The 24,509-nt window shown below is 67.4% G+C and carries 22 protein-coding genes; 14 read left to right on the forward strand and 8 right to left on the reverse strand.

The window, feature by feature from the left end; genetic code table 11:
- The first annotated feature begins 91 nt into the window (after positions 1-91).
- From ABD210_RS05005 to ABD210_RS05020, 4 genes are all read left to right on the forward strand, one after another.
- On the forward strand, positions 92-1,210 hold the full coding sequence (locus tag ABD210_RS05005) for a TIGR03118 family protein (RefSeq protein ID WP_344109269.1): 1,119 nt from the start codon (positions 92-94) through the stop codon (positions 1,208-1,210).
- 63 nt (positions 1,211-1,273) lie between these two features.
- Positions 1,274-2,779, forward strand: coding sequence for a GMC family oxidoreductase (locus tag ABD210_RS05010; RefSeq protein ID WP_344109272.1), 1,506 nt, complete (start codon positions 1,274-1,276; stop codon positions 2,777-2,779).
- A 34-nt stretch (positions 2,780-2,813) separates the two neighbouring features.
- A complete protein-coding gene (locus ABD210_RS05015) occupies positions 2,814-3,005 on the forward strand; it encodes a hypothetical protein (protein WP_344109275.1) in 192 nt (63 codons plus the stop codon).
- A gap of 27 nt (positions 3,006-3,032) precedes the next feature.
- Positions 3,033-3,485: an aldehyde dehydrogenase family protein gene (locus tag ABD210_RS05020; RefSeq protein WP_344109277.1), complete on the forward strand. Its 453-nt coding sequence runs from the start codon at positions 3,033-3,035 to the stop codon at positions 3,483-3,485.
- Between the two features lie 80 nt (positions 3,486-3,565).
- Here the strand turns inward: ABD210_RS05020 and ABD210_RS05025 are convergent, their stop codons facing one another.
- From ABD210_RS05025 to ABD210_RS05060, 8 genes are all read right to left on the reverse strand, one after another.
- Positions 3,566-4,756, reverse strand: a complete 1,191-nt coding sequence (locus tag ABD210_RS05025; protein WP_344109279.1) for an alanine racemase — start codon at positions 4,754-4,756, stop codon at positions 3,566-3,568.
- Positions 4,757-4,787: 31 nt separating this feature from the next.
- Positions 4,788-5,579 carry an ATP-binding cassette domain-containing protein gene (locus tag ABD210_RS05030; RefSeq protein WP_344109281.1) on the reverse strand — a complete coding sequence of 264 codons (792 nt, stop codon included), beginning with the start codon at positions 5,577-5,579 and terminating at the stop codon, positions 4,788-4,790.
- Between the two features lie 2 nt (positions 5,580-5,581).
- Complete coding sequence (locus tag ABD210_RS05035) at positions 5,582-6,811, reverse strand: alanine racemase (protein WP_344109283.1); 1,230 nt, start codon at positions 6,809-6,811, stop codon at positions 5,582-5,584.
- A 14-nt stretch (positions 6,812-6,825) separates the two neighbouring features.
- Entirely contained in the window at positions 6,826-7,797 is a 972-nt protein-coding gene (locus ABD210_RS05040; protein ID WP_344109286.1) for an ABC transporter permease, read from the reverse strand.
- Positions 7,794-8,984, reverse strand: a complete 1,191-nt coding sequence (locus ABD210_RS05045; protein WP_344109288.1) for a substrate-binding domain-containing protein — start codon at positions 8,982-8,984, stop codon at positions 7,794-7,796. Before ABD210_RS05045 ends, ABD210_RS05040 begins: the two co-directional genes overlap by 4 nt.
- An 85-nt stretch (positions 8,985-9,069) precedes the next feature.
- Positions 9,070-10,185: a substrate-binding domain-containing protein gene (locus tag ABD210_RS05050; RefSeq protein ID WP_344109290.1), complete on the reverse strand. Its 1,116-nt coding sequence runs from the start codon at positions 10,183-10,185 to the stop codon at positions 9,070-9,072.
- A gap of 38 nt (positions 10,186-10,223) precedes the next feature.
- Positions 10,224-11,510 carry a M20 family metallopeptidase gene (locus ABD210_RS05055; RefSeq protein WP_344109293.1) on the reverse strand — a complete coding sequence of 429 codons (1,287 nt, stop codon included), beginning with the start codon at positions 11,508-11,510 and terminating at the stop codon, positions 10,224-10,226.
- Between the two features lie 32 nt (positions 11,511-11,542).
- Positions 11,543-12,502, reverse strand: a complete 960-nt coding sequence (locus ABD210_RS05060) for an ROK family protein (protein ID WP_344109295.1) — start codon at positions 12,500-12,502, stop codon at positions 11,543-11,545.
- 117 nt (positions 12,503-12,619) lie between these two features.
- On the opposite strand from ABD210_RS05060, the gene ABD210_RS05065 reads away from it, so the two are divergent.
- The 10 genes from ABD210_RS05065 (at position 12,620) to ABD210_RS05110 (ending at position 24,486) form a co-directional block, all read left to right on the forward strand.
- Positions 12,620-13,855, forward strand: coding sequence for an ROK family transcriptional regulator (locus tag ABD210_RS05065; protein WP_344109297.1), 1,236 nt, complete (start codon positions 12,620-12,622; stop codon positions 13,853-13,855).
- 70 nt (positions 13,856-13,925) lie between these two features.
- On the forward strand, positions 13,926-14,057 hold the full coding sequence (locus ABD210_RS05070) for a hypothetical protein (RefSeq protein WP_344109299.1): 132 nt from the start codon (positions 13,926-13,928) through the stop codon (positions 14,055-14,057).
- A gap of 11 nt (positions 14,058-14,068) precedes the next feature.
- Complete coding sequence (locus ABD210_RS05075; RefSeq protein WP_344109301.1) at positions 14,069-16,879, forward strand: helix-turn-helix transcriptional regulator; 2,811 nt, start codon at positions 14,069-14,071, stop codon at positions 16,877-16,879.
- A gap of 129 nt (positions 16,880-17,008) precedes the next feature.
- Complete coding sequence (locus tag ABD210_RS05080; protein ID WP_344109303.1) at positions 17,009-17,716, forward strand: alpha/beta fold hydrolase; 708 nt, start codon at positions 17,009-17,011, stop codon at positions 17,714-17,716.
- Between the two features lie 756 nt (positions 17,717-18,472).
- Entirely contained in the window at positions 18,473-19,429 is a 957-nt protein-coding gene (locus tag ABD210_RS05085) for a nucleoside hydrolase (protein ID WP_344109305.1), read from the forward strand.
- Positions 19,426-20,757: an ABC transporter substrate-binding protein gene (locus ABD210_RS05090; protein ID WP_344109307.1), complete on the forward strand. Its 1,332-nt coding sequence runs from the start codon at positions 19,426-19,428 to the stop codon at positions 20,755-20,757. Before ABD210_RS05085 ends, ABD210_RS05090 begins: the two co-directional genes overlap by 4 nt.
- 66 nt (positions 20,758-20,823) lie before the next feature.
- Positions 20,824-21,675 carry a carbohydrate ABC transporter permease gene (locus tag ABD210_RS05095; RefSeq protein ID WP_344109309.1) on the forward strand — a complete coding sequence of 284 codons (852 nt, stop codon included), beginning with the start codon at positions 20,824-20,826 and terminating at the stop codon, positions 21,673-21,675.
- Between the two features lie 3 nt (positions 21,676-21,678).
- The gene (locus ABD210_RS05100) at positions 21,679-22,581 is read left to right on the forward strand and encodes a carbohydrate ABC transporter permease (protein ID WP_344109311.1); all 903 of its coding nucleotides are present in this window, start codon (positions 21,679-21,681) and stop codon (positions 22,579-22,581) included.
- Positions 22,582-23,451 (forward strand): ribokinase, encoded by an 870-nt coding sequence (locus tag ABD210_RS05105; protein WP_344109313.1) that lies wholly within the window; start codon positions 22,582-22,584, stop codon positions 23,449-23,451.
- Positions 23,452-23,490: 39 nt separating this feature from the next.
- A complete protein-coding gene (locus tag ABD210_RS05110; RefSeq protein WP_344109315.1) occupies positions 23,491-24,486 on the forward strand; it encodes a LacI family DNA-binding transcriptional regulator in 996 nt (331 codons plus the stop codon).
- The last annotated feature ends 23 nt before the right edge of the window (positions 24,487-24,509 follow it).

The raw sequence follows: 24,509 nt of genomic DNA on the forward strand, positions 1-24,509 counted from the left end.
GGGATTAACCAAGCCCGCTTGACGATCAACGATTCAACTAACAGGTTTCGCGCCGGCCTCGCCCGGCACAACCCGAAGGAGAACAGGAAACATGATCGGAAAGCGTCTACCCGGAATGGTGCTCGCAGCCGCTGCCGTGACCTCGGCCGCGCTCGTCGCCACCGGACCCGCTGTCGCAGCGCCGTACCAGCAACCACACCGTCCGGCGCCGGTGCATGGTGTGGTGCACGGTGTGACCCAGACGAACCTGGTGTCCGACCAGCCGGGAAAAGCCCAGCTCACCGACCCCAACCTGGTGAACGCATGGGGCATGTCCCGTGGCGCTGACACGCCCGTTTGGGTGTCCGACACCAACACGGGCGTCTCGACGTTGTACTCCGGTGCGGTCAAGGGCAGCCCGGTCGTGGCCGCACCCGCGGGCAAGCAGTTGGTTGTCAAGGTGCCCGGCGGCCCGGTCACCGGCCAGACCTTCAACAGCGCGTCGTCCGGTTTTGTCGTGCCGGGCACCCACGCGTCGGCCAACTTCATCTTCGCCACCATCGGCGGAACCATCGCCGCGTGGAACGGCGCGGCCGGCACTCAGGCGGTAACTGTCGCCACCACTCGCGGCGCCATTTACACCGGCCTCACCGAGGTATCAAGCCGGTTCGGTCCGCTACTGCTGGCGGCCAACTTCCACAACAACAGCGTCGATGTCTTCAATTCCTCGTTCCACAAGATCAATGCGGCAAGCATGTTCCGTGACCGGTCGCTGCCACGCGGCTACGCACCCTTCAACGTCCAGGTCCTCGGCAACGCTGTCTACGTGGCCTTCGCCAAGCAGGACGCCGACAAGCAGGACACCGCGGACGGCGCTGGTCACGGCTTCGTCGACCGGTTCACGACCATCGGCACCAACGAGCAGCGGGTCGCGTCTGCCGGCGCCCTGAACTCACCGTGGGGGCTGGAGATCGCACCACAGAAGTTCGGCAAATTCTCCAACGACCTGCTCGTCGGCAACTTCGGAGACGGGACGATCCACGCCTACAACCCGCACAGCGGCCGGTTCCTGGGCACCCTCACCGACACCAAGGGCCACGTGATCAAGATCGAGCGGCTGTGGAGCCTGCTGACCGGTGACGCTGTCGCCGGTGGGCCGAACTCGGTCTGGTTCAGCGCCGGACCCAACGACGAGCAGCACGGTCTGCTGGGCATCCTGACCGCCCGCTGACAAGCTCGCTGGTCCCCGGACGACGGCCACGGGGACCAGCGACACGGGACCATAGGAGATGCAATGCGGAGTTATGAGTACGTGGTGGTGGGCGGTGGCACTGCGGGATGCGTGCTGGCGGCACGGCTGTCGGAGGACGGCGTACGGGTGTTGCTTCTCGAGGCGGGTAACGCGCGGCCGCTGGAGTCGATGGCGGTCCCGCCGGCATGGCCTAGCCTGATGGGATCCACAGCCGACTGGGCTGACCAGACCGTGCCTCAGCAAGCCACTGGCACTCGCGTGGCCTGGCCGCGCGGCCGCGGGCTGGGCGGGTCCTCGTCCATCAACGCGATGAACTTCGTGCGTGGGCATCGAGCGAGCTACGACGCCTGGGTCACCGCAGATGCGAAGGGTTGGGGCTTCGACGACTTGTTGCCGGCCTTCAAACGCAGCGAACACACCGAAGGGCGCGATCCCATGGTCCGCGGTGTCGGTGGCCCGCTGAGACCTGGGCCTGCCGTCCAGCGGCATCCCATCGCGGAGGCCGGCCTGGAGGCAGCCGAGCAAGCCGGTTTCCCGATTGCGCGGGACATCAGCGGCGGCCTGGAGGAGGGCTTCGCATTCTGCGACCTGAGCATCGTTGACGGTCGCCGCCAAAGCGCGGCGGATGCCTATCTCACCCCGATCCTGAGCCGGCCGAACCTGGATGTGGTCACCGACGCGCTGGTAGATCGGCTGCTGATGGACGGCGACCGATGCAGGGGACTGGAGTATCACGTAGGCGCCGGCACCTCCGTCGCTGAATGTACGGGTGAGGTCGTGCTCGCGGCGGGCACCATCGGCACGCCGCAACTGCTGATGCTGTCCGGGATCGGGCCGGCGGATCATCTGGAGGACCTCGGTATCGAGGTGGTTGCGGACCTGCCCGGCGTCGGCGCGAACCTGCACGACCATCCAATGTGCGGACTGGTCTACGAGTCCGCACAGCCGGTGCCGCATGGGATCAACAACCACGGCGAGGTCCAGGGCCTGCTCAGCACCGGGATCGGGGGGCACGGCCCGGATGTGCAGATCATGTTCGTGGACGTTCCGCTGCGTGCGGAGTCGTTGCCGGGTCCCGCTATCGGTCACGGCTACGCCATCATGGTCTCGCTGATGGCGCCCTTCAGTCGCGGTTCCCTTCGCTTGGCCGGGATCAGCCCTGGTGCACATCCGTTGATCGATCCCGCGTACTACACCGACCAGCGTGACGTCGACATCGTGGTTGCAGGACTGCGCATCGCCCGCGAGATCGGCGCCGCGCCGGCCTTGTCCCCGTGGTGCGGTAGGGAGGCGCTACCCGGACCGGATGTGCGTGGCGAAGAACTGCGGAGCTACATCAGGTCGAACCTCCGCAGCTACTCGCACTACGCCGGAACCTGCGCCGTCGGTACCGATGATCGGTCCGTGGTCGACACCAGCCTGCACGTACACGGCATCAGCAACCTGAGGGTCGCCGACGCGTCGGTGATGCCCTCTCCGATCTCCGCCAACACCAACGCAACCGTCTACGCGATTGCCGAGCGAGCAGCGGAACTCATCCGTTCGTGACCAGCGACGGATGGTCTACAAGGGAGCCAACAACATGAGGAAAAGTCTGTGGGTCGTCGTCGGTGGTGTGGTGGCAGTCCTGGGGCTGCTCTTCACCCTGCAGGGCACCGGCGTCATCGGCGGCAGCGCGATGAGTGGAAACACCTTCTGGGCGGTGGCCGGACCGATCATCATCGTGATCGGACTGGTAGTGGCTGCGGCGGGAGTCAGGGGACGAGGTCGGTGAGGTGTCGGTTGTGTCCGGGGGCCGATGGTGAGCGAACGGCAGTGGGAGCGTGTCCAGAGCTACATCCGGCGCGGTGTCGAGGAAGGCGCCCGGATCGTCGTTGGCGGACCCGGCCGCCCCGAGGGACTAGCGGACGGATATTTCGTGCGGCCGACACTGTTCGCGGACGTCACCAACGACATGACGATCGCCCGCGAGGAAATCTTCGGACCGGTGCTGTCGATCCTCACCTATCGCGACGAGGATCACGCGGTTGAGATCGCCAACGACACCGACTACGGCCTGCATGCCTATGTGTTTTCGTCGGACATCGCGCGAGCGCATCGCATCGCGTCGCGGCTTGAGGCGGGCCGGGTGGCGATCAACGGTGGCTTTGAGCCGCTGTCCCCGTTCGGGGGGTTCAAGCAGTCGGGCATTGGGCGGGAATACGGCACCTTCGGTCTTGAGGGCTTTCTCGAACCGCGGTCTGTGATGGCCTGACTTGCATGCCCCGGCCTGGCCCTTGTCCTCCGCTGAGCCGTGACCGCACCGTTGAGCCGGTCGCCCGCCGCTGACCTGGTTCAGCGCGCTGGGCGGCCGTCGACGGTGTAGAGGCCTTCGACGCGTGGTGAACCGGACTGGATACCGGAAACCGGGGCCACCAGGCTGCGGGTGTAGAAGGCTTGGGCGCGGAAACAGAACAGGACAGAATCGCCCGGACGCAAGGTTCGACCCTCCGTTTGCGCGAGCCGGCCGTAGAAGTCGATCACCTGGTGGTTCTGGCTCAGGGCTGCGTCCACGGACTGCTTGACGGCTCTCTCGAAGTCGGGGCCCACCAGCGCCTGCGGTTGATAATCCACCGAACCGATGCACAGGTAGAGTCCACCGCCGAAGCAGAACGCCGCATCGCCGTCGAGGTGGGACACCTCACTCAGATACAGCATCGCCGGACGCTCGGGAAGTTCGGCGAAAGCGTGGTAGGCACCGGTGGCGGTGAAGCCGTGACCTGGCTCTACCTGCGTGACCCCGGCGTTCGCCAAAGTGGCAAGGGTCTCTGTCGAGGTCTCACCCGGACCGTTGACGCTGAGCCCGCTCCGGCCGCCCCGGCGCAGGCGCTCAATCGTGCGTTCCAGCGTGCCAAGATTCGGCGTCGGCACCACCTTGCGGGCCACCCGGTCGAAGGTCAACGCAGGATAGGTGGTGATCCCGCCGAAGTGACCGCCGTCCAGGGCGTCGAACCGATCGGCGACAGCCTCGATCTCGTCGGCATCGAAGCCGCCTGCGTGGGTCTCGATCACCATCCCGTCCAGGTCATACACCCGTGCCAGCAGTCGCTGGTCCAGGCCGGCGGCGCCGGCCGCCGCGGCGGCTTCCTCGGCCTTGGTGTCGCTGAACACCGTCCAGTTCTGCGGTCGCATGGCGGCCGCGGCCGGTGCCTCGTGCCGGGGGATCTGGACCAGGTGGCCGACGTGCCCCACCGGTTGCCCCGCGCGGTCGATCGCCCGGGCGCAGGTCATGTCGACTGCGACGAAGGAATCCACGCCGTTCTTCTTCAGGGTGTCCAGCGCGACCGGGTTCCGGCCGAACTGCTTGGTCATCGCGATGACGTCGAGTCCCAGCCGGTGCGCCTCCGAGCAGAGCGTCTCCGCGTTCGTCCCGAGCATGTCCAGGTCGATGACGTAGGTGTCGGGGGGCAGCTCACCGGACTGGTGGAGCTCGATCGCCGCGCGGGCGAACGCCGGGTTCTGCGCGACGAGGTTCTTGAGGAACATGGTTTTCCCTTCAGCAGCAGGCGGCTGCGGCTCAGACGTCCGCTTCCTGTAGGCCGGTGATCATCGAGACGATCTCGTTCTTGTGGGTTTCCGCGGTGACCCGGGTGCCGATCTGGTTGCCACGACGCAGTACGGCGATCCGGTCAGCGATCCGGAACACCTGGTCCAGGTTGTGGCTCACCACCAAGACAGCCGCACCTCGCTCACGCAGCCGCAGGATGAGTTCCTCCACCTTGGCGGTCTCGGCCACACCCAGTGCCGCGGTCGGCTCGTCCATCAGCACCAGGCTGCTGGCCCAGTGGGTGGCGCGGCAGATCGCGATGCCCTGACGCTGACCACCGGACAGTGCGCTGATGGTCACCCTGGCGGACGGGATGCGGACGTCGAGTGTGTCCACCAGCGTCTGGGTCTCCCGGGCCATCCTCTTGCGGTCGAGCAGCCGCAGCGGTCCCTTCACCAGTTCGCGGCCGAGGAACATGTTCATGTAGACCGGCTGGTCGTCGACCAGGGCGAGGTCCTGGTAGACCACCTCGACGCCCTTGCGGCGGGCGTCCGAAGCGTCGGTGAAGGAAACCTGCTCGCCACCGAGCCAGATCTCGCCCTCGCTCGGTTTGTAGAGGCCCGAGATCATCTTCACCAGGGTGGATTTGCCCGCTCCGTTGTCGCCGACCAGTGCGACGATCTCGCCCGCGGCGACCTCGAGGTCGAACCGCCGGACCGCGACCACGCCACCGAAGTGCTTCGCCAGTCCGATCAGCCGCAACGGCGGCACGGACGGATCCGCCACCGCGGTCGTCCCGACCAGCTCAAGGTTCTCTGCCATGGTCACCTCACCTCTTCACGTACGTCGTACGAAACCAGCGGGGCGGAGCCGTCGGAGGCCCAGACACCTTCTACCCGCGGCGATCCCGAGGAGATCCCCGAGATCGCGGCGGTCAGTCCACGGGTGACGAACACCTGCGGCCGGAAGCCGAACATCACCGTGTCGCCCACCGCCACGTCGTTTCTGCCACCCAGCGGGATCGGCGCGTAGTAGTCGATGGCCTCGGGCGCAGGCATGTCGACCGGCAGCACCGGCGCACTCGCGATCCCCTTGTCCAGCGCGTCCCGGGTGACGACGATCGCGGAGGTGCTCGAGCGGCCGAGGACGGGGTCGACGTACAGGCCGCCACCGAAGGTGTAGGCCTCGTCGTTCCAGAGGTGCGAGACCTCGCTGACATAGACGATCGCGGGTTCCTCGGCGAGGTCCTCGACGGCATGCCACGGGGTCGTTCCGGTCAGGCCGTGCCCCGGCTCCACCTGGGTGGCGCCGGCCTCAGCGAGCCGCTCGAGCATCGCGGTGGACGTCGTACCGGGGGCGTTCAGCTCCAGGTCGGTGCGACCCGCGGCTCGCAGTACGGCAGCGGCGGCGCGAAGCGTCTCGAGGTTCTGCGTCGTCTTGACCGTGCGGTTCTCGGCGTCGAAGAGCGTGGCGGGGAAGGTGGTGATGCCCGCGAACCGCGCGCCGTCGAGCGCATCGAGGCGATCCGCCAACGCCGCCACGTCGGCGGCGGGAAAGCCGCCCTCGTGCCCGCGGTAGTACCGGTCGTCCGGGCCGATCAGGCGCGCGAGCAGATCCTGGGTCCGTCCGAGGGCAGCGCTCGCCGCGGCCGCCTCAGAGGCCTTCTCGTCGTTGAACACAGTCCAGTACTGCGGTTCGAGCGCCGCGCCTGCGGCGGCTTGGTATCGGGGAATCTGAACCAGATGGCCTAGGTGGCCGGTGCGAAGACCACCGGATGCGGCGGCGACCGCGCACTCCAGGTCCACACCCACCGCATGGGTGATCCCCGACTCGACCAGCCTGCGCGACACGTCGGGATTTCGGCCGAGTTGCTTCACCATCGCGAAGGTCTTCAACCCCAGGCGGTCCGCCTCGGTCCGGATCGTGGTTGCGTTCCGCCCGACCGCGTCCAGGTCGATCGCATAGCAGTTCGCCGGCAGCCGGCCACTGCGGTGCAGGCTCGCGGCAGCCTCGAGGAGGGCCGGATTACGGCGTCGTAGCAGGTCAAGGAACATTGTCAGGTCTTCCTTTACTGGCTCTTCTTGCCGCGGAGCGAGAACGACACCGCGATGAGGATGATGATGGCGCGCGCGATCATCTGCTGGGACACGGTTAGACCGGCCAGGACCAGGCCGTTGTTCAGCATGCTCATCAGCAGACTGCCGATCAGGGCACCGACGACCGACCCCTTGCCGCCGAACAGGCTGGTCCCGCCGACGATCGCGGCGGCGATCACGGTCATCAGGTCGGCCTCGCCCAGCGTGTACCGGGCGCCCTGAAGGCGGCCCGCGTAGAGCAGACCCGCCAGGGCGGCCGTCATGGCACTGCCGACCAGCACCATCAACCGGACCCGGTTCACCTTGATACCGCTCACCCGGGCGGCGGACGAGTTGTTGCCCACCGCAAGGACATGCGCGCCGTACCGCCGCTGGCGCAGGAACATCCACCCGACCGCGATCGCGACGGCGGTCCACCAGATGAGGATCGGGATGCCCAGCACGCTGCCACCCCCGAAGAGCGACACGAAGGTGGCGTTGGTCACCGGAACCGATTGCAGGTCCGTGAGCTGCCTGGCCAGACCTGCCACCAGCCCCATCGTCGCCAGCGTGACGAGGAAGGACGGCAGCCGGACCATGGTGACGAAGAGGCCGTTGAGGAGGCCGACCAAGGCGCCGACGAGGAGGCCGGCGGCCGCGGCGAGCAACCACTGGTCGGTGCTCCGCAACGTCACGGCCGTGACCAGTGCGGAGAGGGCAACGACCGATCCGATCGACAGGTCGATCTCACCGGCGCTCAGGACGAACACCATCCCGACGGCCATCACGGTCACCGGCGCCGCCTGGATCACGATGTTCGCGAGGTTGGTGCCGGTCAGGAAGTACTGCGTCTGGGTGATCGCGAAGTACAGGAACACCAGCACGAAGCCGACGTACACGACATAGTTCTGCAGTCCCAGCCGGCGCCACCAAGGCGCCTGCATCAGTTCGGCCGAGGTCGTCATCGCCCGGCTCCGCCCGCTGCGGCGATGTCAGTCGGAAGGGACACTCCGAAGGTCGACTCCCAGCCCTTGGCCAGGTTGTCCTTGGTGACCGGGAAAGCGGGAACGATCACCATCGGCGGGGCCTTCTTGCCCAGCAGACCGTACGCCCCGGCGACCGCGAGCGAGTTGCCGAACTCGACGGCCAGTGTGGACGTCATTTCCTTGATCATGCCCCCCTTGGCCATCTCGAGGGCATTGGTGTTGCCGAGGTCGATCGTGTAGACGCCGACGTCAGTCCGCCCGGCGTTCCGCAGCGCCGCCACGACCCCCTCGGCCGCGGTGTCCCAGGGAGCGAAGATCGCTTTGATGTCCGGATGCCTGGCGATCATCGCCGCGGCCACGTCCTCGACCTTGGCCGGATCGGCCATCGGGACCCGATCCACCACCTCGATGCCGGGATACTTCGACTTCAGGGTCTGCTCGAACGCCTTCTCCCGCTGGTTGGTCACGTAGAAGTTGGCGTCATAGTAGATCTGGCCGATCTTGCCCTTGCCGCCGAGACCGTTGCCGACGGCATCGGCCGTCGCGTTGCCCAGGCCGCTCAGGTCGTACGTCACCAGGCTGACGTACTCCTTGCCTGCCTTGTAGTTCTGCGGCTTCACGCTGGCGAAGACCAGCTTGACACCCTGGTCGACCGCAGGCTTGAAGGTGGCCACGTCGGCTACCGGGTCGATGGCGATCGTGATGATGACGTCCGGCTTCAGCGCGAGGACGCTGCGGACGTTGTTGGCCAGCGTGGTCTGGTCGAAGTTGGCCGCGGTCGTCGAGACGATCTTGATGCCCAGCGCCTTGTACGTCTGCTCCACCCCCTTGCCGAGGGCGTTCATGAACGGGGAGGCCTCCTGCCACACGATCGCGGCGCGGTAGTTGCCCGCCTTGACCCGCTGGACCTCGGCAGAGGTCAGATTCAGCTGCGTGTACCAAACTGGCTTCTCCCCGTCGGGACCGCGAGTGTCCGTGCTGGCCGGCAGCGCCACCGGCGAGACGTAGCGGGACAGACCTCCCGGGTCCGGGGTGACGACGTTGGCGATGGGAGTGCCGCCGGCTCCGGCCGCCGTGGCACTGTCGTCGGTCGCGTTGACCGAGCAGGCGCCTAGCAGCAAACTCGCGGTGATTGCGGCGACCACCGTGATTCGCGTTCTGGTCATTCAGAGACTCCTTGTTGTGCTGGCTGGGAGCCAGACGATCCGATCAGGGGAGTGGGCATCCGGCTGGGGGACCGGCGCCACGGTGTCAGCCGAGCGCCTCCTTCACGGCCTTGGGCAACTGCTGGTCCCACGCGGAGTACCCCTCGGTGAGAGTGCTCTTCGTGACCGTCACCGCTTCGACGATGCCGAACTCGGGCGCCTTCTTGCCGAGGATGGCCAGGGCTGCCGACACTGCCATCGCCCTGCCGAAGTCGTACGCCCGGTCACAGGCGAGCGCGACCGTCACGCCACCACTGGCCATGTTCGTGGCCATGGTGTCGTCCAGGTCGAGGGTGACCAGTTTGGTCCGTGTGTTCCCGGCGTTGTTCAGCGCCGCCAGGACCCCCTGAGCAGGCTGCGCCCAGCTCGTGTAGATGCCGCCGAGGTCGGGATGCTGGGCGATCATCGCGTTCGCGATGTCCTCGGCCTTGTTGGGGTCGGAGAAGCCCTGCTGGGCAACGATCTTGATGTTCGGGTACTTCTGCTGCAACGTCTTCTTGAACGCGGAGTCGCGCAGGTTGGTGACGTGGAACTGTGCGTCGTAGAACAGAATCCCGACGTTGCCCTCGCCGCCCATGGCCTCGCCCAGTGCCTCGGCGGCGCGACGTCCCAGCTGGAAGAGGTCGCCGGTGACGATTGCTTGGTACTGCTGCGGGTAGGTGAACCCGATCGGCGCCTGGTCGGCGAAGACGAGTTTCACGCCCTTGACGACGGCCGGCCGGTAGGCGGCGGCGCCTGTGGTCGGATCGACGGCCTGCCCGAGGATGACGTCGGGGTTGGTGGCCAACGCGTTCTGGATCTGGTTCGCCTGGGTCGCGGGGTCGAACTTCGCGTCGGCGGTGGCGACCACCCGGATCCCCAGGTTCTTGAACTGGTCCAGCGCGCCGCGCTGGACGGCGCTCGACCAGGCCGACATCTCGTGCCACAGCAGCGCGGCCCGATAGTTGCCGGCCTTGACCTTCGCGGCGTCGGCGGGACTCAGGGCGAGGTCGGTGACTCGCGTCGGTTTCTCGCCGTGCGGGCCCACCGTGTCGGTCGCGGCCATGTCGATCACCGTGTGGGAACCGACCGCTCCTTGAGCCTGCTTCCCGCCGCCATTGCAGGCGGCGAGCAGCAGGCAGAGCACGATCGCCGGTGCGACGACCAGCTTGTTGACCTTCATACTCGTTCCCTTCGCGACAGTCCGGAGGCGGTGCCGGGTCATCGTCCGGTCCCGTCGTCGAGGTCGCGGACACCGCAGTGCTCCGCGATGAACCGGACATAGACGGCCACGGCCGCGAGGTACTCGTCGACCGGCACGTGCTCGTCGAAGGTGTGGCAGTGACTGATGTCGCCCGGCGCGAGGTAGACCGTCGGAATCCCCAGGTCTCGCTCGAAGAAGGGGCCTTCCGACCAGTACGGCCCGGCCGCGATGTCACCGCGGTCCGGCAGGAACTCCTTCACCGTGGCCTGCAGGTGGGCCACGACGTCGAGCTTCGGGTCAGTGACGAGGGCGGATCCGCCGACCGCGTGATCGCGAGTGGCCGGATACGACGTACCGACCTCGATGCGCTCGTCGGTGACCGCGCCGCGGATCACGTCCTCGAGCTCCGCGCGCGCGGCGTCCAGGTCCTCGTCGGGCGTGAGTTTGCGGATCAGGCTGATCCGGCATTCCCCTGGTACGGCGATGTAGCCACCGCCGGACATCCCGGTGACAAGCAGCGAGGGTGCTCCGATCAGGGGATCGGCCGGCCGGGTCGACAGGTCGTCGCCGTACGCCCACAGGGCGCGGAGCACCTCGTCCGCGGGACGGAGGGCGTCGACGCCGAGCTCCGGCGTACCGAAGTACGCGGCCTTGCCAGTCAGGGTCACGTCGGTGATGAAGAACCCCATGTGCGACGTGAAGACCTGCATGGTGGTCGGCTCGCCGTAGATGACCAGGTCCGCCGAGATCTCCTGGTCCCCGTCCCGTGCGACGGCGATGGCGCGGCGGACGCCATCGCTGGTCCCGCTGCCCTCCTCGCCGCTCTCCTCGTCGGCGAGGAACAACGCGGTGACCGGCGCGACCGGTGCGAGTCCGGCCCGGTGGAGCTGCTGGAGTGCCGCGATGGCGACCGCAACCCCCGCCTTGCAGTCGGCCGTGCCGCGACCCCAGACGGCGCCGTCGATCACCGGCGCGGCGAACGGGCTCTCCCGCTCGGTGCCGGCCCAGTGCTCCTCCCAACCACGGACATGCACCGTGTCCAGGTGCGAGGCGAGCACCAGACCGCGGCGGTTGGTCGGGTCGCCCACCGACCAGCGAGCCCAGGTGTTCGCCCGTCCGGGCGCGAAGCTGTCGACGTGCACCTCGGTCGTGACCCGGCGAAGCTGCTCCGCCGCCCAGTGGGCGACGGCCTCCTCCTCACCAGTGACGCTCGGCACCGACACCGCGCCGCGCAGTACGTCGATCGCGCTTCCGTCGTCCGCTGCTGCGGCGAGGCGAGCGGCGACATCGTCGCTGATGGTCATGTTGGCTCCTGAAGATTTGCGTGGTCGATGGGTCAGTGAGCGGGGATGACTTCCGCGACGCCGGCCGGGAGTCCTAACTCGTGGAGTGCGAGTGCGACGGCGCCGTGGAGTGAGGCGTCCTGGGTGAACCGCGCCGGCTCGAGCTCCGGAGGGAAGGGCACGGCCCGGGTGAGGCGGGCGCCGATCACCGGCAGGATGGTGTCGGCGGAGGCCATCAGCCCACCCCCGATCACGACCCGTTCTGGATCCAGCAGGATCGCGACGTTGGCAATCGCGGTACCGAGGGCATCGAGGGCCTCGCCGACCAGTCGCCTGGCCGGCTCGTCCGTGCGGGCGAAGAGTTCGGCGGTGGTCACCGGCGCACCGAGGGCAGTAGAGGCTCGCTCTCCGAGTGCCTTGCCGCCGACGATCTCTTCCAGCGGAGCGCGCCCGGCTGCGATGTCCGCAGGGAGGCTGGGCTCGACCGCGAAGTACCCGATCTCTCCAGCAGCCTGGTGTGCCCCGGCGATGACCCCGCCGGCGGTCGTCACGGCGGCCGCGACACCGGTGCCCAGACTGACATACAGCCCGGGATCGACCCCCTGCAAGGCACCGAATCGCAGCTCGGCGAAGGCGCCCGCCCGGACGTCGTTCGCGACCGGCACGAACGGTACGCCGAGGCCGTCCTCGAGGCGCCCGGCCAGTGCCAGGCGTTCCCAGCCCGGCAGGTTCGGCGCCAATAGGATTCCATCCGGTCGGATGACACCGGGGCAGACGGCCGCGTGCCCGGCCACCGGTACGCCGTACCGACGGTCCGAAAGTTCCGTGAGCAGCTTTACGGCCGACAACACGCGCTCGATCGCTTGGTCGGGACCGGCCTCTGCGCGCGTCTGGAGCCGGGTCCGGTCAAGGATCCGCCCGGCATCGTCGGCCAGCGCCACGTCGATCTTCGTACCGCCGACATCGATCGCGACGACGTGCCGCGGCTGGTCAAGCGGAGGCGTCTGGGTCATAATTAGGAGTCTTTAATAAAGAGTCCTAATGTGTCAACTCCCTTCCTCCCGGCGGGGGGATGCTCGATCATGGACCGGCAGCGCCAGCCGCCGACAACGACGACCCCGAGGTGACCGATGTCCCCGACCGAGCGGCCACCGTCAAGGCTGACCGCGGCCGTTGCGCCGTCACTGCTCCGAGAGATGAACCAGCGCCTGCTCCTGGACCTGCTGTTCAGCTCCGGCCCGGCGACCCGGCCACAGCTCGCGCGCGACGCCGGACTCTCACAACCGACCGTATTCGCCGCTCTATCGGGTCTCGAGAAGGCTGGGCTCGTGCGCCCCGCCGGACGGCCCGAGGTCAGCTCCGGGCGTCCCGCGGTGCTCTACGAGGCAGACCCCTCGGCGGGCTCGGTGGTCGGCGTCGACATCGGCCGGAACTGGCTGCACCTCGTCCTCGCGGACCTGGCCGGCGACGAAGTCGCACGTCTCGATGTCCGCAACACCGCTCGGACTTCGCGCTCGTTGGTGGACCAGGTCAGCGTGGCCGTCCAGCAGCTCACCGCACGGGCCGGCCTGACCGCTGAGGCTGTCACCCACACCGTCGTCGGGTCGCCAGGCGTACTCGATCCGCACCGGGGGAGGGTCAGGTACGCGGGCAACCTGCCGGGCTGGCAGCGCGCCGGCCTTGCCGAGGCACTTGCCGACAAGCTGGGCATGAGTCTGACCATCGACAACGACGCCAACCTCGCCGCCTTGGGCGAGTACACCTTCGGTGCCGCACGGAAGGCGCGGCAGTTCGCCTACCTGCACATCGGTACCGGTGTAGGGCTGGGTTTGGTCATCGACGGTGAGCTCTACCGGGGTTTCAACGGATCGGCCGGTGAGGTCGGCTACCTGCCGATCCTGGGCGAACCGCCCTCGGGCGAACCGCAGTGGCCCCAGCGGGGAATGCTCGAGATGGCGCTCGCAGCCGATGCTGTCGTCCGGTATGCCACCGAGGCGGGGATGGCCGACAACCTCACGGCGGAGGACGTCTTCCTTGCCGCTGGCAACGGCGATCCCGCGGCGCGGCAGGCTGTCGTCACAGAGGCCCGGGTCCTGGCTCGCCTGGTCACGGGTATCTGTGCCTTCTTCGACCCGGAGTTGGTGGTGGTCGGTGGCGGTGTCGGTCAGAATCTCGCTCAGCTCGAGCACCCGATGCGGGAGGAGATGGCCCGCTTCACGCCGATGCGACCGCAGATGGCAGCCGGGGACCTCGGCGCCGACGCGGTCGTCCGTGGGGCGATCGCGACGGGCATCCATATCGCCCGCGAGATCGTCTTCACCTCGCAGCTGGCCGGTACGGCCGCTGGCGGCGACGAGGCAGGATGAGCCCGCCGGCGGAGTGGCGTTGGGGGGCTTTGCAGTCCCAGAAAGCGCCAAGGCCCAGGAGCAGATTGCGATGTCTGCCTGGGCCGCTGTGCTGGTGCGCCGCAAGGGACTCGAAGCCCGAAGGTTCATCGGGGTACGCTGCCCGGTCATCGACGTCGACGACCTGAAGATCAGCGCTGGTACGCGCGGGCAACGGGAGTAAAGTTTGGTGCCGTGGCTCGTGGAGGAGAGCTCGCGGGGGGTGATGGCGGATCACAGCGATGGAGACCTACCGCGGGACTGTTCGGTCGCGACACTGAACTCGAACAGCTTGGCGGCTTCATCGCCACCGCCGCTGTCAGCGGCGGTGGTCTGCTCCTGACCGGAGACGCGGGCATCGGCAAGTCGGTGCTCCTGGATGCCACTGCGGCCCGGGCGACGGCACAAGGAACCCGGGTGTTGCGGGCCGCCGGTGTGGAGTTCGAGGCGGACATGAGTTTCGCGGGACTCCACCAGTTGGTGCATCCGCTCCGTGAAGAACTCAATCGGCTCAGCGACAGACACCGCCAGGCGTTGGAGGTCACGGCCGGCCTCGAGGACGGGACCCCGCCGGACCAGTTGACCGTTTCCAACGCGATGCTCGTACTGTTCACGGAAGCGGCGGCGGACAGACCTCTGTTGGTGATCGTTGACGACATGCCGTGGCTGGACCGCATGAGCGCCGTCGTTCTCGGGTTCGTCGCTCGCCGTCTGACGGGCAGCCGGGTCGGGTTCCTGGCCGCGTTCCGGTCCGACGAGGTCAGCTTCTTCGAGCGCGGCGGCCTGCCGGAGCTCGAGGTGCCGCCGCTCGCGGATGATGCTGCCACCGCGCTGGTGGATGATCGTTTCCCTACATTGGCGCCACGGGTCCGGCAGCGTCTCCTCGAGGATGCGCAAGGCAATCCGCTGGCATTGCTCGAGATGCCGATCGCTCTGAGCGGCTACCGGGCTGCCCGGGCTCCGACGTCTTCGGTGCGCCCGCCACTCAGTCGGCGCCTGCAATCGCTCTTCGCGTCGCGGATCAGCAACCTGCCGGACGCGACGCGTGGCCAGCTACTCCTGGCTGCCCTGGAGAGCACCGGAGACTTACGCATCGTGCGCAAGGCCGCGGCGGGGCTGTGGGGAACGCAGTCACTGGAAGCGGCCGAACGGGCGCGACTGATCCACGTCGACGGTGGAGCCGGACGGGTGGCATTCCGGCATCCGCTGACTCGGGCCGCAGTCGTCGAGCTGTCGACCAGTGAACAGCGCAGGGAAGCCCATCGAGCCTTGGCCGGGCAGTTCGAGACTGACTCCGAGCGGCATGCCTGGCATCTGGCGGAAGTTGCTGTCGACCCGGACGAAGAGGTCGCAGTCCTGCTCGAAAGAGCTGCCACCAAAGTACGTCGGCGAGGGGATCCCGTCGGCGCCATTACCCTGTGGCTCCGCGCCGCAGACCTGAGCCCCCAGGAGCCTGATCGGAAGCGGCGATTCGGTATGGCCGCCTTCATCGGCGTCGACATCACCGGCGATCTCCAAAACACGCCGCAACTGCTGGACGTTCTCGAACCCGCAACACCCGGCGACCAACCGACTGCTGCCCTCGCTGTCGCCGCTGCCGCATACCTGCTCAACGTCGATGGTGCCGTCGACACCGTCCACCGGCTGATCATCAGCGCGATCGAGACCTGCCCCGATCCGAGCGACGCAACTGACGAGATCCTCGTCGAAGCCTTGTGGGTTCTGCAGTCGGCGGTCGCTTTCGGCGCACGGCAGGAGCTGGTCGAGTCGTTCCGCAAAGTGCTCGCGCGACTTAGGCCGGGACCTCCTGGACTGATCGATCTGCTGGGCAGCACCTTCGTGGAGCCGGCGCGGCTGGCATTGCCGGCGCTCGCTCGACTCGACAACGAGGTCGCCAGGCTGACTGAGCCATTCGATCCAGCGCGCACTATCCGCGTCGGCGTCGCCGCACTGTACGTCGACCGGCTGCCGGCCTGCCGAGCCGCGCTGTGGCGGGCAGTCGAGCACGGCCGGGTCGGTGGTGCGATCACCTCATCGATCGAGGCGCTGCTCCTCTTGGGGTGCGATGGGTTGCTCTCCGGAAGCTGGGATGAGGTTTCTCGGCTGGCCGACGAGGCCATCGCCCAATGCGAGGCGCAGAACTACCAATTGCTCGCCTATTTGTTGCGGTTCCAGCACGCCCTGATCGCCGCTGCGCGTGGGGACGAGCCCACGATGAGCGCCCTGACCGACGCGATGATCCAGTGGGCCGGGCCGCGCCGGTTCGGATTCGTTCTCAACTACGCGTTCCACGCCAAGGCGCTCGCCGCGCTCGGCCGAGCTGACTACGAGGCGGCGTACCAGCATGTGACAGCGATCAGCCCGGCTGGCACTCTGGCGTCGCACTCGGCGCACGCGCTCTGGGTCATCCTGGACGTCGTCGAGGCCGCCGTACGATCCGGCCGATATGCCGAAGCCGCCGCACACGTCGCCGCGGTGGACGCCGCCGGAATCAGTGAGATCTCGCCACGGTATGCGTTCGTCACGACGGCCGCGGCAGCTCTGGTTGCCGCCGAGCCAGAGGACCGCACGTTGTTCGAGGCAGCTTTGGCCGTACCAGGCGCCGAGCGTTGGCCTTTCGAGTTGGCGCGTGTACACCTTGCGTACGGCGAACGCCTGCGCCGGGCCAAGAGCCCCGGCCAGGCACGCAGTCATCTCACCGCCGCGCGCGATATCTTCCTGCGCCTCCGCGCCGCACCTTGGTCGGAGCGGGCTCGCTCCGAGCTGCGGGCCACCGGCCTACCGGCAGCACACGCCGACGCCGTGCGGAAGCTCGATCTCCTCACTCCACAGCAGCGCGAGATCGCACAGCTCGCCGCGGCCGGACTGACCAACAAGCAGATCGGGGACCGGCTCTTCCTTTCTCCGCGGACGGTCGGAACGCACCTGTACCAACTGTTCCCCAAACTTGGCATCACGTCCCGCGCCGCCCTTCGCGATGCCCTGGCGGAACACCCGACCGACTAGCCGGTCCACCTACTGCCTGTCGCCCCGAAGGCCATATCTGTCACCCAGTCATATGACGTAAGCGGTGGACGGCGCCGCGAACCTACCTTCGAGTCACCGAGTTTTCGGTTCACAGAAAGAGGAGTAATCATGACCACCACTACGCCCGTACGAAACGTCGTCCTCGTGCACGGAGGCTTCGTCGACGGCTCCGGCTGGCAGGGTGTGTACGACCTGCTCGTCGAGGACGGGTACCACGTCAGCATCGTGCAGAACCCGACCGTCTCGCTGGAGGAGGACGCAGCCTTCACCAGCCGGGTCCTCGACCTTCAGGATGGCCCGACCGTCCTAGTCGGGCACTCCTACGGTGGGGCGGTCATCACCGAAGCAGGTACGCACGAAAAAGTCGCAGTGCTCGCCTATGTCGCCGCGTTCGCTCCGGACAAGGGCGAGTCGGTCAACGCCCTGATCGCCGACCCGCCGCCGGATGCACCGGTCCCGCCGATCCTGCCTCCCCAGGACGGCTTCCTGTTGCTCGACCGCGCCAAGTTCGCCGACTCCTTCGCCGCCGACCTGCCGCCGGCGCTTTCCTCGTTCATGGCCGATGCTCAGGTGCCCTGGGGTGTGGACGCCCTGGCCGGGACGATTACCGAGCCGGCGTGGCGCGTGAAGCCGAGCTGGTACCTGGTCGCTACGGCGGACCGCATGATCCCTCCGCCCGCGCAGCGGGCCATGTCAGAGCGGGTAGGCGCGACAGTGGTCGAGGCCGCCGGCAGCCACGCGATCTACGTGTCACAGCCGCAGGCTGTGGTGGATCTCATCAAGCAGGCGGCCTCAGCGGCGGGAAGCCGACAGTAAGTTCGAGCGTCGAAGCCGGCGGTCTCCAATCTGCGGCGATCGCGCGCACGCCAGCACAGCGCCTGGTACCCCGGTCACGGCCCGGCTCGGTTCCCCGCCCGAGCCGGGCCTCACTCCGACCGACGGTAGTTGCTATTAGCAACTATCTGAGAAGCCCGTCTGATGCGCGCTGATGGCAGACTGCCTCAGCTGTGGCGCCGCTACTTGAGCCTGGTCTTCGACGGCATCCGTTGCCAGACCTCGGAGCCCCTGCCGCACCCCCTGCCGGCCCGCCTCGAGTTCACCAGCCCTTAGGGGGTCGGCAAAGTGGTCCTGCGGGGTGAAGGAAGGTTTGCGACACCGCCGGTGGCGGGTGATGCCGGACGGGCGTGGCCCGTGACGTGATCGTGGGGTTCCTACGCCGGCCAGATCCCCGCAGAGGGGTCATGCCCGCCGAGTCATCATCACAGATCGGCACCGCACCGCCACCCCACTCGAGCGCCGGCTGGCGATCGCCACCCGCGACGGGACCGGCGCATAACCGCGGCCCGGTTCAACCCCACCGAACCGCGTGGCGGCAATGTCCCGTTCGCCCTCCGGTTAAGGTCGCCGCCGGACGCCCGGCGTGCGACCAACTGGGTGCGTGGATGCGGCATACTCCGCCTGCTGAGCATCACCAGCCGTGCTCGCGAGGTCACGCTACGGTGATTGACCGGCCAATTCAACACGTGTAAATATGACGCCCACATGTAGTCAACTCGTGTTGAGGAGGAACTGGTGGAGCGGATCATCCTGGACGTCGACCTCGCGATGGGTGCCCCCGGCAGCGATATCGACGACGGTTTCGCGCTCGCCCTGGCACTCGCCGATCCCGGCATCCAGGTCGACCTGGTCACGACGGTCAACGGCAACACGGACGTGGCCACGGCCACCACGCTCACCCTTGAGCTCCTGCACCAACTGGGCCGGAGCGATATCCCCGTGCACCGTGGCGCACTGCGGCCGCTGATCCGGCCCCAGACTCGCCACGGCATGGTCCCCGAGGGGGTCCCGGCGCGTGAGCCGCACCCAACGGCGGCCGCGGTCGCCATGGTCGACCACGTCCGGGCGAACCCCGGTGAGATCACGGTCGTCGCGGTTGGCCCGCTCACCAACGTCGCGCTCGCTATCCGGCTCGACCCGAGCTTCGCCGCCAACCTGAAGCAGCTCGTCATCATGGGCGGCGTCTTCGACGGGCACACGCACCGGGCCTCGATGCCAGGTGAGTTCAACATCTGGAACGACCCTGAAGCGGCGGACATCGTGCTGACCTCCGGTATCGCCGCTCGCTGGGTCGGGCTCGACGTCACTCTGCAGGTTCGGGTCTCCCGCGGCGAGGCGAAGGCGATGGAGGCGAGTGACAAGCCGTTCGAATCATTCGCCGGGAGGTACACAGCGGCGTGGATCGACCACTTGAACCTGCGGAACACCGAGCAGGTCGACTCCTGCGCGATGCACGACCCGCTCGCCGTCGCCGCCGTCACCCATCCGGAATTCCTCACCTGGGCTCCGGCGTACGTGCAGGTCGAGACCGGAGATCGGATGCGCGGCGCCTTCGTCACCGACTACCTCGACAGTGACTGGGCGCCCGACGAGAGCAGGGTGTCGCTGAGCCCCAACGCCCTGGTCGCCAGAGCCGTGGACGCGGCCGCGTTCCACGAGTTCTTCCTCACCAAGATCAAGGAGCTGTCATGAAGGTACTCACAGCACTCCGCCTGACCGCGGCCTGTGCCGTGACCGCGCTCGTGGTCACCGCCTGTGGTGGAGGCTCCGGCCAGGACAACGTCGCGTCCTCGGGGACCTGGTCGGTGCCAAAACAGGACCCGACCGCGACCCTCAACGTCGTCGGCATCCTCGACCCGAAGGCCGACGGCATGGCCGCAGTGGTGGCCGCGTTCGAGAAGGAACACCCGACCATCAAGGTCAACTACCAATACGTGCCGTTCGACAACCTCAACAGCGTGCTGGACTCGCGGATCACCTCGAAGACCGGCGACCCGGACGTCTACTGGGTCGACCAGCCCCGCGTGCCGGCGCTGGCCAAGCGCGGTTACCTGGAGGACTTGACCACGCCGTTCAGCGGGCTCACCAGCGGTCTGCAGGAAGCCACCGTGAAGAACAGCTCATACGACGGCAAGCTGTGGTCGCTGCCGATCGCGAACTCCACGCAGGTCCTGTTCTACAACAAGGATCTGCTGGCCAAGGCCGGCGTCAAGCCGCCGTCGGTGGACCCGAACCAGCGGACTACTTGGCAGCAGCTGAAGACCGACGCGCAGAGTGTTCAGCAGCGGGGCGGTGCCCGCAACGGCCTCCTGTTCGGCCAGCCGAACCGCTACTACCAGCTCGAGCCGCTACCGGTCTCCGCGGGCGGCGGGACGGGTGCCACTGGTGATGGCAACCTCGAGCCCGCGGTCAACAACGACGGCTGGGTCAAGGCGATGACGTACTACGGTTCGCTGTTCGCCGACAAGGTCACACCGCGCGGAATCGCGGCCGAGCAGATCGACTCCACGTTCCTGGCCGGCAAGACGGCGTACCTGGTGGAGGGCAACTGGATGGTGGGCAAGCTCGCCGACTCCAAGCTCAACTGGGGTGCCGCCCTCAACCCGGTGTGGGAGGGCGGCAAGCCGGCCACGCCGAACGGTTCCTGGTCGGTCGGCCTGAACCCGTTCTCCAAGAACAAGGAGGCCGCGGCGGTCTTCATGAAGTGGCTGGCCATCGACGGTGAGAGCGGCTATGCGAAGTACCGGGCGTACGCCGAACTGCCGGCCAACGCCGCCGGACTCAAGTCGTACCTGGCGAGCAAGGCCTTCACCGGTTCGGAAGGCGGTAAGCAGGCGGCGACCGTCGTCGGCCAGGAGACCGAGAACACGTCGGTCGGACGCGTTCCGACGGTCGGCTACATCGAGTTCGAGGACATCATCGGCCGGGCGTTCTCCGACATCGCGAACGGCGCCGATCCGAAAACCGCGCTCGACTCGGCCCAGTCCCAGCTCAGCACTGCCTGGAAGCAGTACAAGTAAACGCATCGGAAGAGAGTGGTCGCTGTGCAGTCTGGTACTGCTCGCCTGTCGCCTCGGCGCAAACAGGTGGTCACGGCAGTCTTGTTTCTCGCTCCGGCTCTGCTGGCCATCGGCCTGCTGCGGATCGTGCCGTTCGCCGGCGCGGCGTGGTCGACCCTCTACAAGAGGGTCGGCGTCGGGCTTCTGGCCGAGCAGAGGTTCGCCGGCATGGACAACTACGTAACGCTGTTCAGCGACCCTCTCTTCCGCGGGACGCTCGTCCGAACCGTCGTCTTCAACCTGATCCTCAACCCGGTCCAGATCGCCCTCGCGATGTGTGTCGCGGTGCTGATGACACGCGTCATCCCGTTGCGAGGACTGTGGCGGACGGCGGTCTTCATCCCGTGCACGATCCCGTTGGTCGGTTCGTCGATCGCGTGGGGCATCGCGCTGCGCGGTGACGGTCCGATCAACGGCCTCCTGCAGGCCCTCGGGTTCGGACCGCAGCCGTTCTTCACCTCGCCGCACCAGGCACTTGCCAGCATCATGCTGGTCGCCTCGTGGGTCGGCATCGGCTACTGGATGCTCTTCCTGATCGGGGGCCTGAATGACGTCAACACCGAACTGTACGAAGCGGCCGGCATCGACGGGGCGAACAACTGGCGGACGTTCTGGCACATCACGCTGCCGCTGATGAAGCGGCCGCTGCTGTTCGTCCTGGTGGCCGACACGGTCGCCAACTTCGTCCTGTTCATCCCCGTCCAGCTGCTCACCAACGGCGGTCCCCAGGAGTCGACGACGTTGCTGATGTTCGACGCGTACCGGCGGACCTACAGCTACTCGCAACCGAACCTCGGGGCGACGTCCACGCTCATCCTCACGCTCATCATGCTGGTGATCGTCGCCATCCAGTTCCGGCTGCTGAAGGACGAGGACTGACCGATGACCATGGCAACAGTCAAGAGCCGCTCCGTCAGTGCAAGCCCCGCCGCGGCCCGTCGGGTGCGGCACCCGCAGAGGCGGCTGCTGAAAGTGCTCCTCACCGCGCTTGCGGCCATCGTTGCGATCTTGTTCATCCTGCCCGGCCTCTGGATGCTGCTCGGCTCTCTGCGCCCGGGCAACCAGGTGATCGAGAGCGTCAGCCCGCTCGGTTGGCACACGCTCTTCCCGACCACCTGGACGCTCGATAACTACGTCGCGCTGTTCGGCGAGCTGCGCTTCGGGCGGAGCATGGCGAATTCGCTGTTGGTCGCGTTCGCCTCGGTCGTGCTGGGACTGGTCATCTCCGTCCCGGCCGCGTACGCCGTCAGCGTGCTGAAGTTCCCCGGCAGGGAGGCCGTGTTCACCATCCTCGTGGTCGGCTTCATGATCCCCTTCGAGGCGATCGCGATCCCGTTGGCCCAGTTCTTCACGGACTGGCACCTCAACAACAGCTATCTGGGACTGATCCTGCCGGGCATCGGCAACGGCCTGGCGATCTTCAACCTGCGGCAGTCGTTCCGCGGCGTGCCGTCCTCACTCCGAGAAGCGGCGTTCATCGACGGCGCTTCGGATCTGCGCATCATGACCCGGATCTACGTCCCGCTGAACGTCACCACGTTGATCAACTCGGCTCTGCTGATATTCCTGGCGCAGTGGTCGTCCTACCTGTGGCCGTTGCTGATGGTCTCCGACGAACGGCGGCAGGTCGCGCCGATCGCGATCGCCCGCACCTACACGGACACGCAGGTGAACTTCGGTCAGATGTTCGGCGGCACGTTGCTGATCAGCGTGGTCCCGGCCTTGCTGCTGCTGTTCCTGCAACGGTTCTTCGCTCGTTCCATCGCAACGTCGGGAGAAAAGTAGTTGGCCGCCATCGCGATCGTCGGCTCCGTCAACCGCGATCTGCACCTGAGGGTGGACAGTCTTCCAAGACCGGGTGAGACCGTCCTGGCAGAAGAAGTGGCGGTGACCACGGGCGGCAAGGGAGCCAACCAGGCCCTCGCCGTTATCGCAGCCCAGGGGATCTGCCACCTGGTGGCCGCTGTCGGGGACGACTCGGCCGGTGCGGCGGTCCTCGAGACACTGCGAACCCACGGAGTCGACACCACTCAGCTGCACCAGCTGACCGGTTCGCCCACCGGTACCGCGGTCGTGACCGTCGATTCTCACGGCGAGAACAACATCGTGGTGGCTTCGGGCGCGAATCTCGCGCTCACAGCGGATCAGGTAGGCACGTCCCTGCAGGCGATCCCCGATGTCACCACCGTGCTGACGCAGTGCGAGGTGAGTCCGGCAGTCGTCATTGCCGCCGCCGATCACGCCCGCGCTTCGGGAGCCCGGTTCGTCCTCAACCTCGCGCCGTACCGCGGTACTGACCTGTCCGTCCTGAAGCAGTGTGATCCTCTGGTCGTCAACGAGGTCGAAGCCGCGGCCTTGGCGACCGAACTGGAACTGGACACCGACGACCTCGGCGAACTGGCCCTCGGGCTTGCTCAGCTCTGCCAGTCGGTCGTTATCACCGTCGGAGCCGACGGAGCTTGGTGTGCCCGTGGCTCCACAGCGACCTCGGTCCCTGCCCCCGTCGCCGAGGTCGTCGACACCACCGGAGCCGGCGACGCGTTCGTCGGCGCATTGACGGCCTTCCTCGACCGGACCGACGATCTGGTGCAGGCCTGCCGGGCCGGGGTAGACGCTGGTAGCCGAGCTGTCCAGCACCGCGGCGCTCAGCCGTGATCGACCCGGCGACGGGGCCCATCACAGGGAGGGGTTGAGATGGCTGTCACGAGGGCGGACGTCGCGAGGCGAGCCGGCGTGTCACCGGCGTTGGTGAGTTATGTGCTGAACTCCGGTCCGCGGCCGGTGTCCGCGGCTGCCCGTCAGCGCGTGCTGCAGGCCGTCGAGGAGCTGGGATATCGCCCCAACCGGATCGCACGCGCTCTGCGCGAGAACCGCACGCACTCGATCGCGATGCTGATCCCGGACCACGTGAACCCGCATTTCGCCGAGCTTGCGCAGGCGGTGGAGAACGAGGCATTCCTCCGCGACTACATGCTTCTGATCGGCACCGCCAACAACGACATCGCCCGCGAGCGGAGCTACCTGCGCTCGTTCGTGGACCGGCAGGTCGACGGTCTGCTGCTCATCTCCGCCGCGTCCTCTCCCGATGTCGAGCTCATTACGGAGGCGCGGATTCCGGTGGTGTTGCTGGACCGCGCCCCGCACAACTCCGGGTTCTCGACGGTCACCATCGACAACCAGCGAGCCGCACTGGAGGCGGTGGAGCACCTGCTGACGCACGGCCGCCGGGCGCCGGCCTGCATCGCCGGGCCCCGTGAGCTCGACGCGGTCGAAGCGCGCGTCGTCGGCTGGCGCCAGGCGCTCGAAGGCTCCGGAATCACGGACCTGCCGCCCTTGGTGCACACGACGTTCTCCCGTGAGGCGGGCTACGCGGCGATGAAGAAGCTTCTCCAGAGCCCGGATACCTTCGACTCGGTGTTCATCGCCAGCGACGCGCAGGCGATCGGCGCGATGCGAGCGTGTGATGAACTCGGCCGAGCGATACCGGACGACGTCGCCCTGGTGGCCTTCGACGGCACCAGGGCCGGTGCGTTCACCCGGCCGCCCTTGTCCAGCGTCGAGCAGGGCGTGCCGGACATCGCTCGGGTGGCCGTCCAAGAACTGCTGGAACGGATCAGGAACAACGGCAGCCCCGCTCGCCACCAGGTACTGCAGCCACACCTCCGCATCGGCGGCACCTGCGGCTGCTGACCTCAGCGAGTTGAGCGAGCCCG

It is taken from the genome of Kribbella alba, assembly GCF_039529635.1.
Classification (GTDB): Bacteria; Actinomycetota; Actinomycetes; order Propionibacteriales; family Kribbellaceae; genus Kribbella; species Kribbella alba.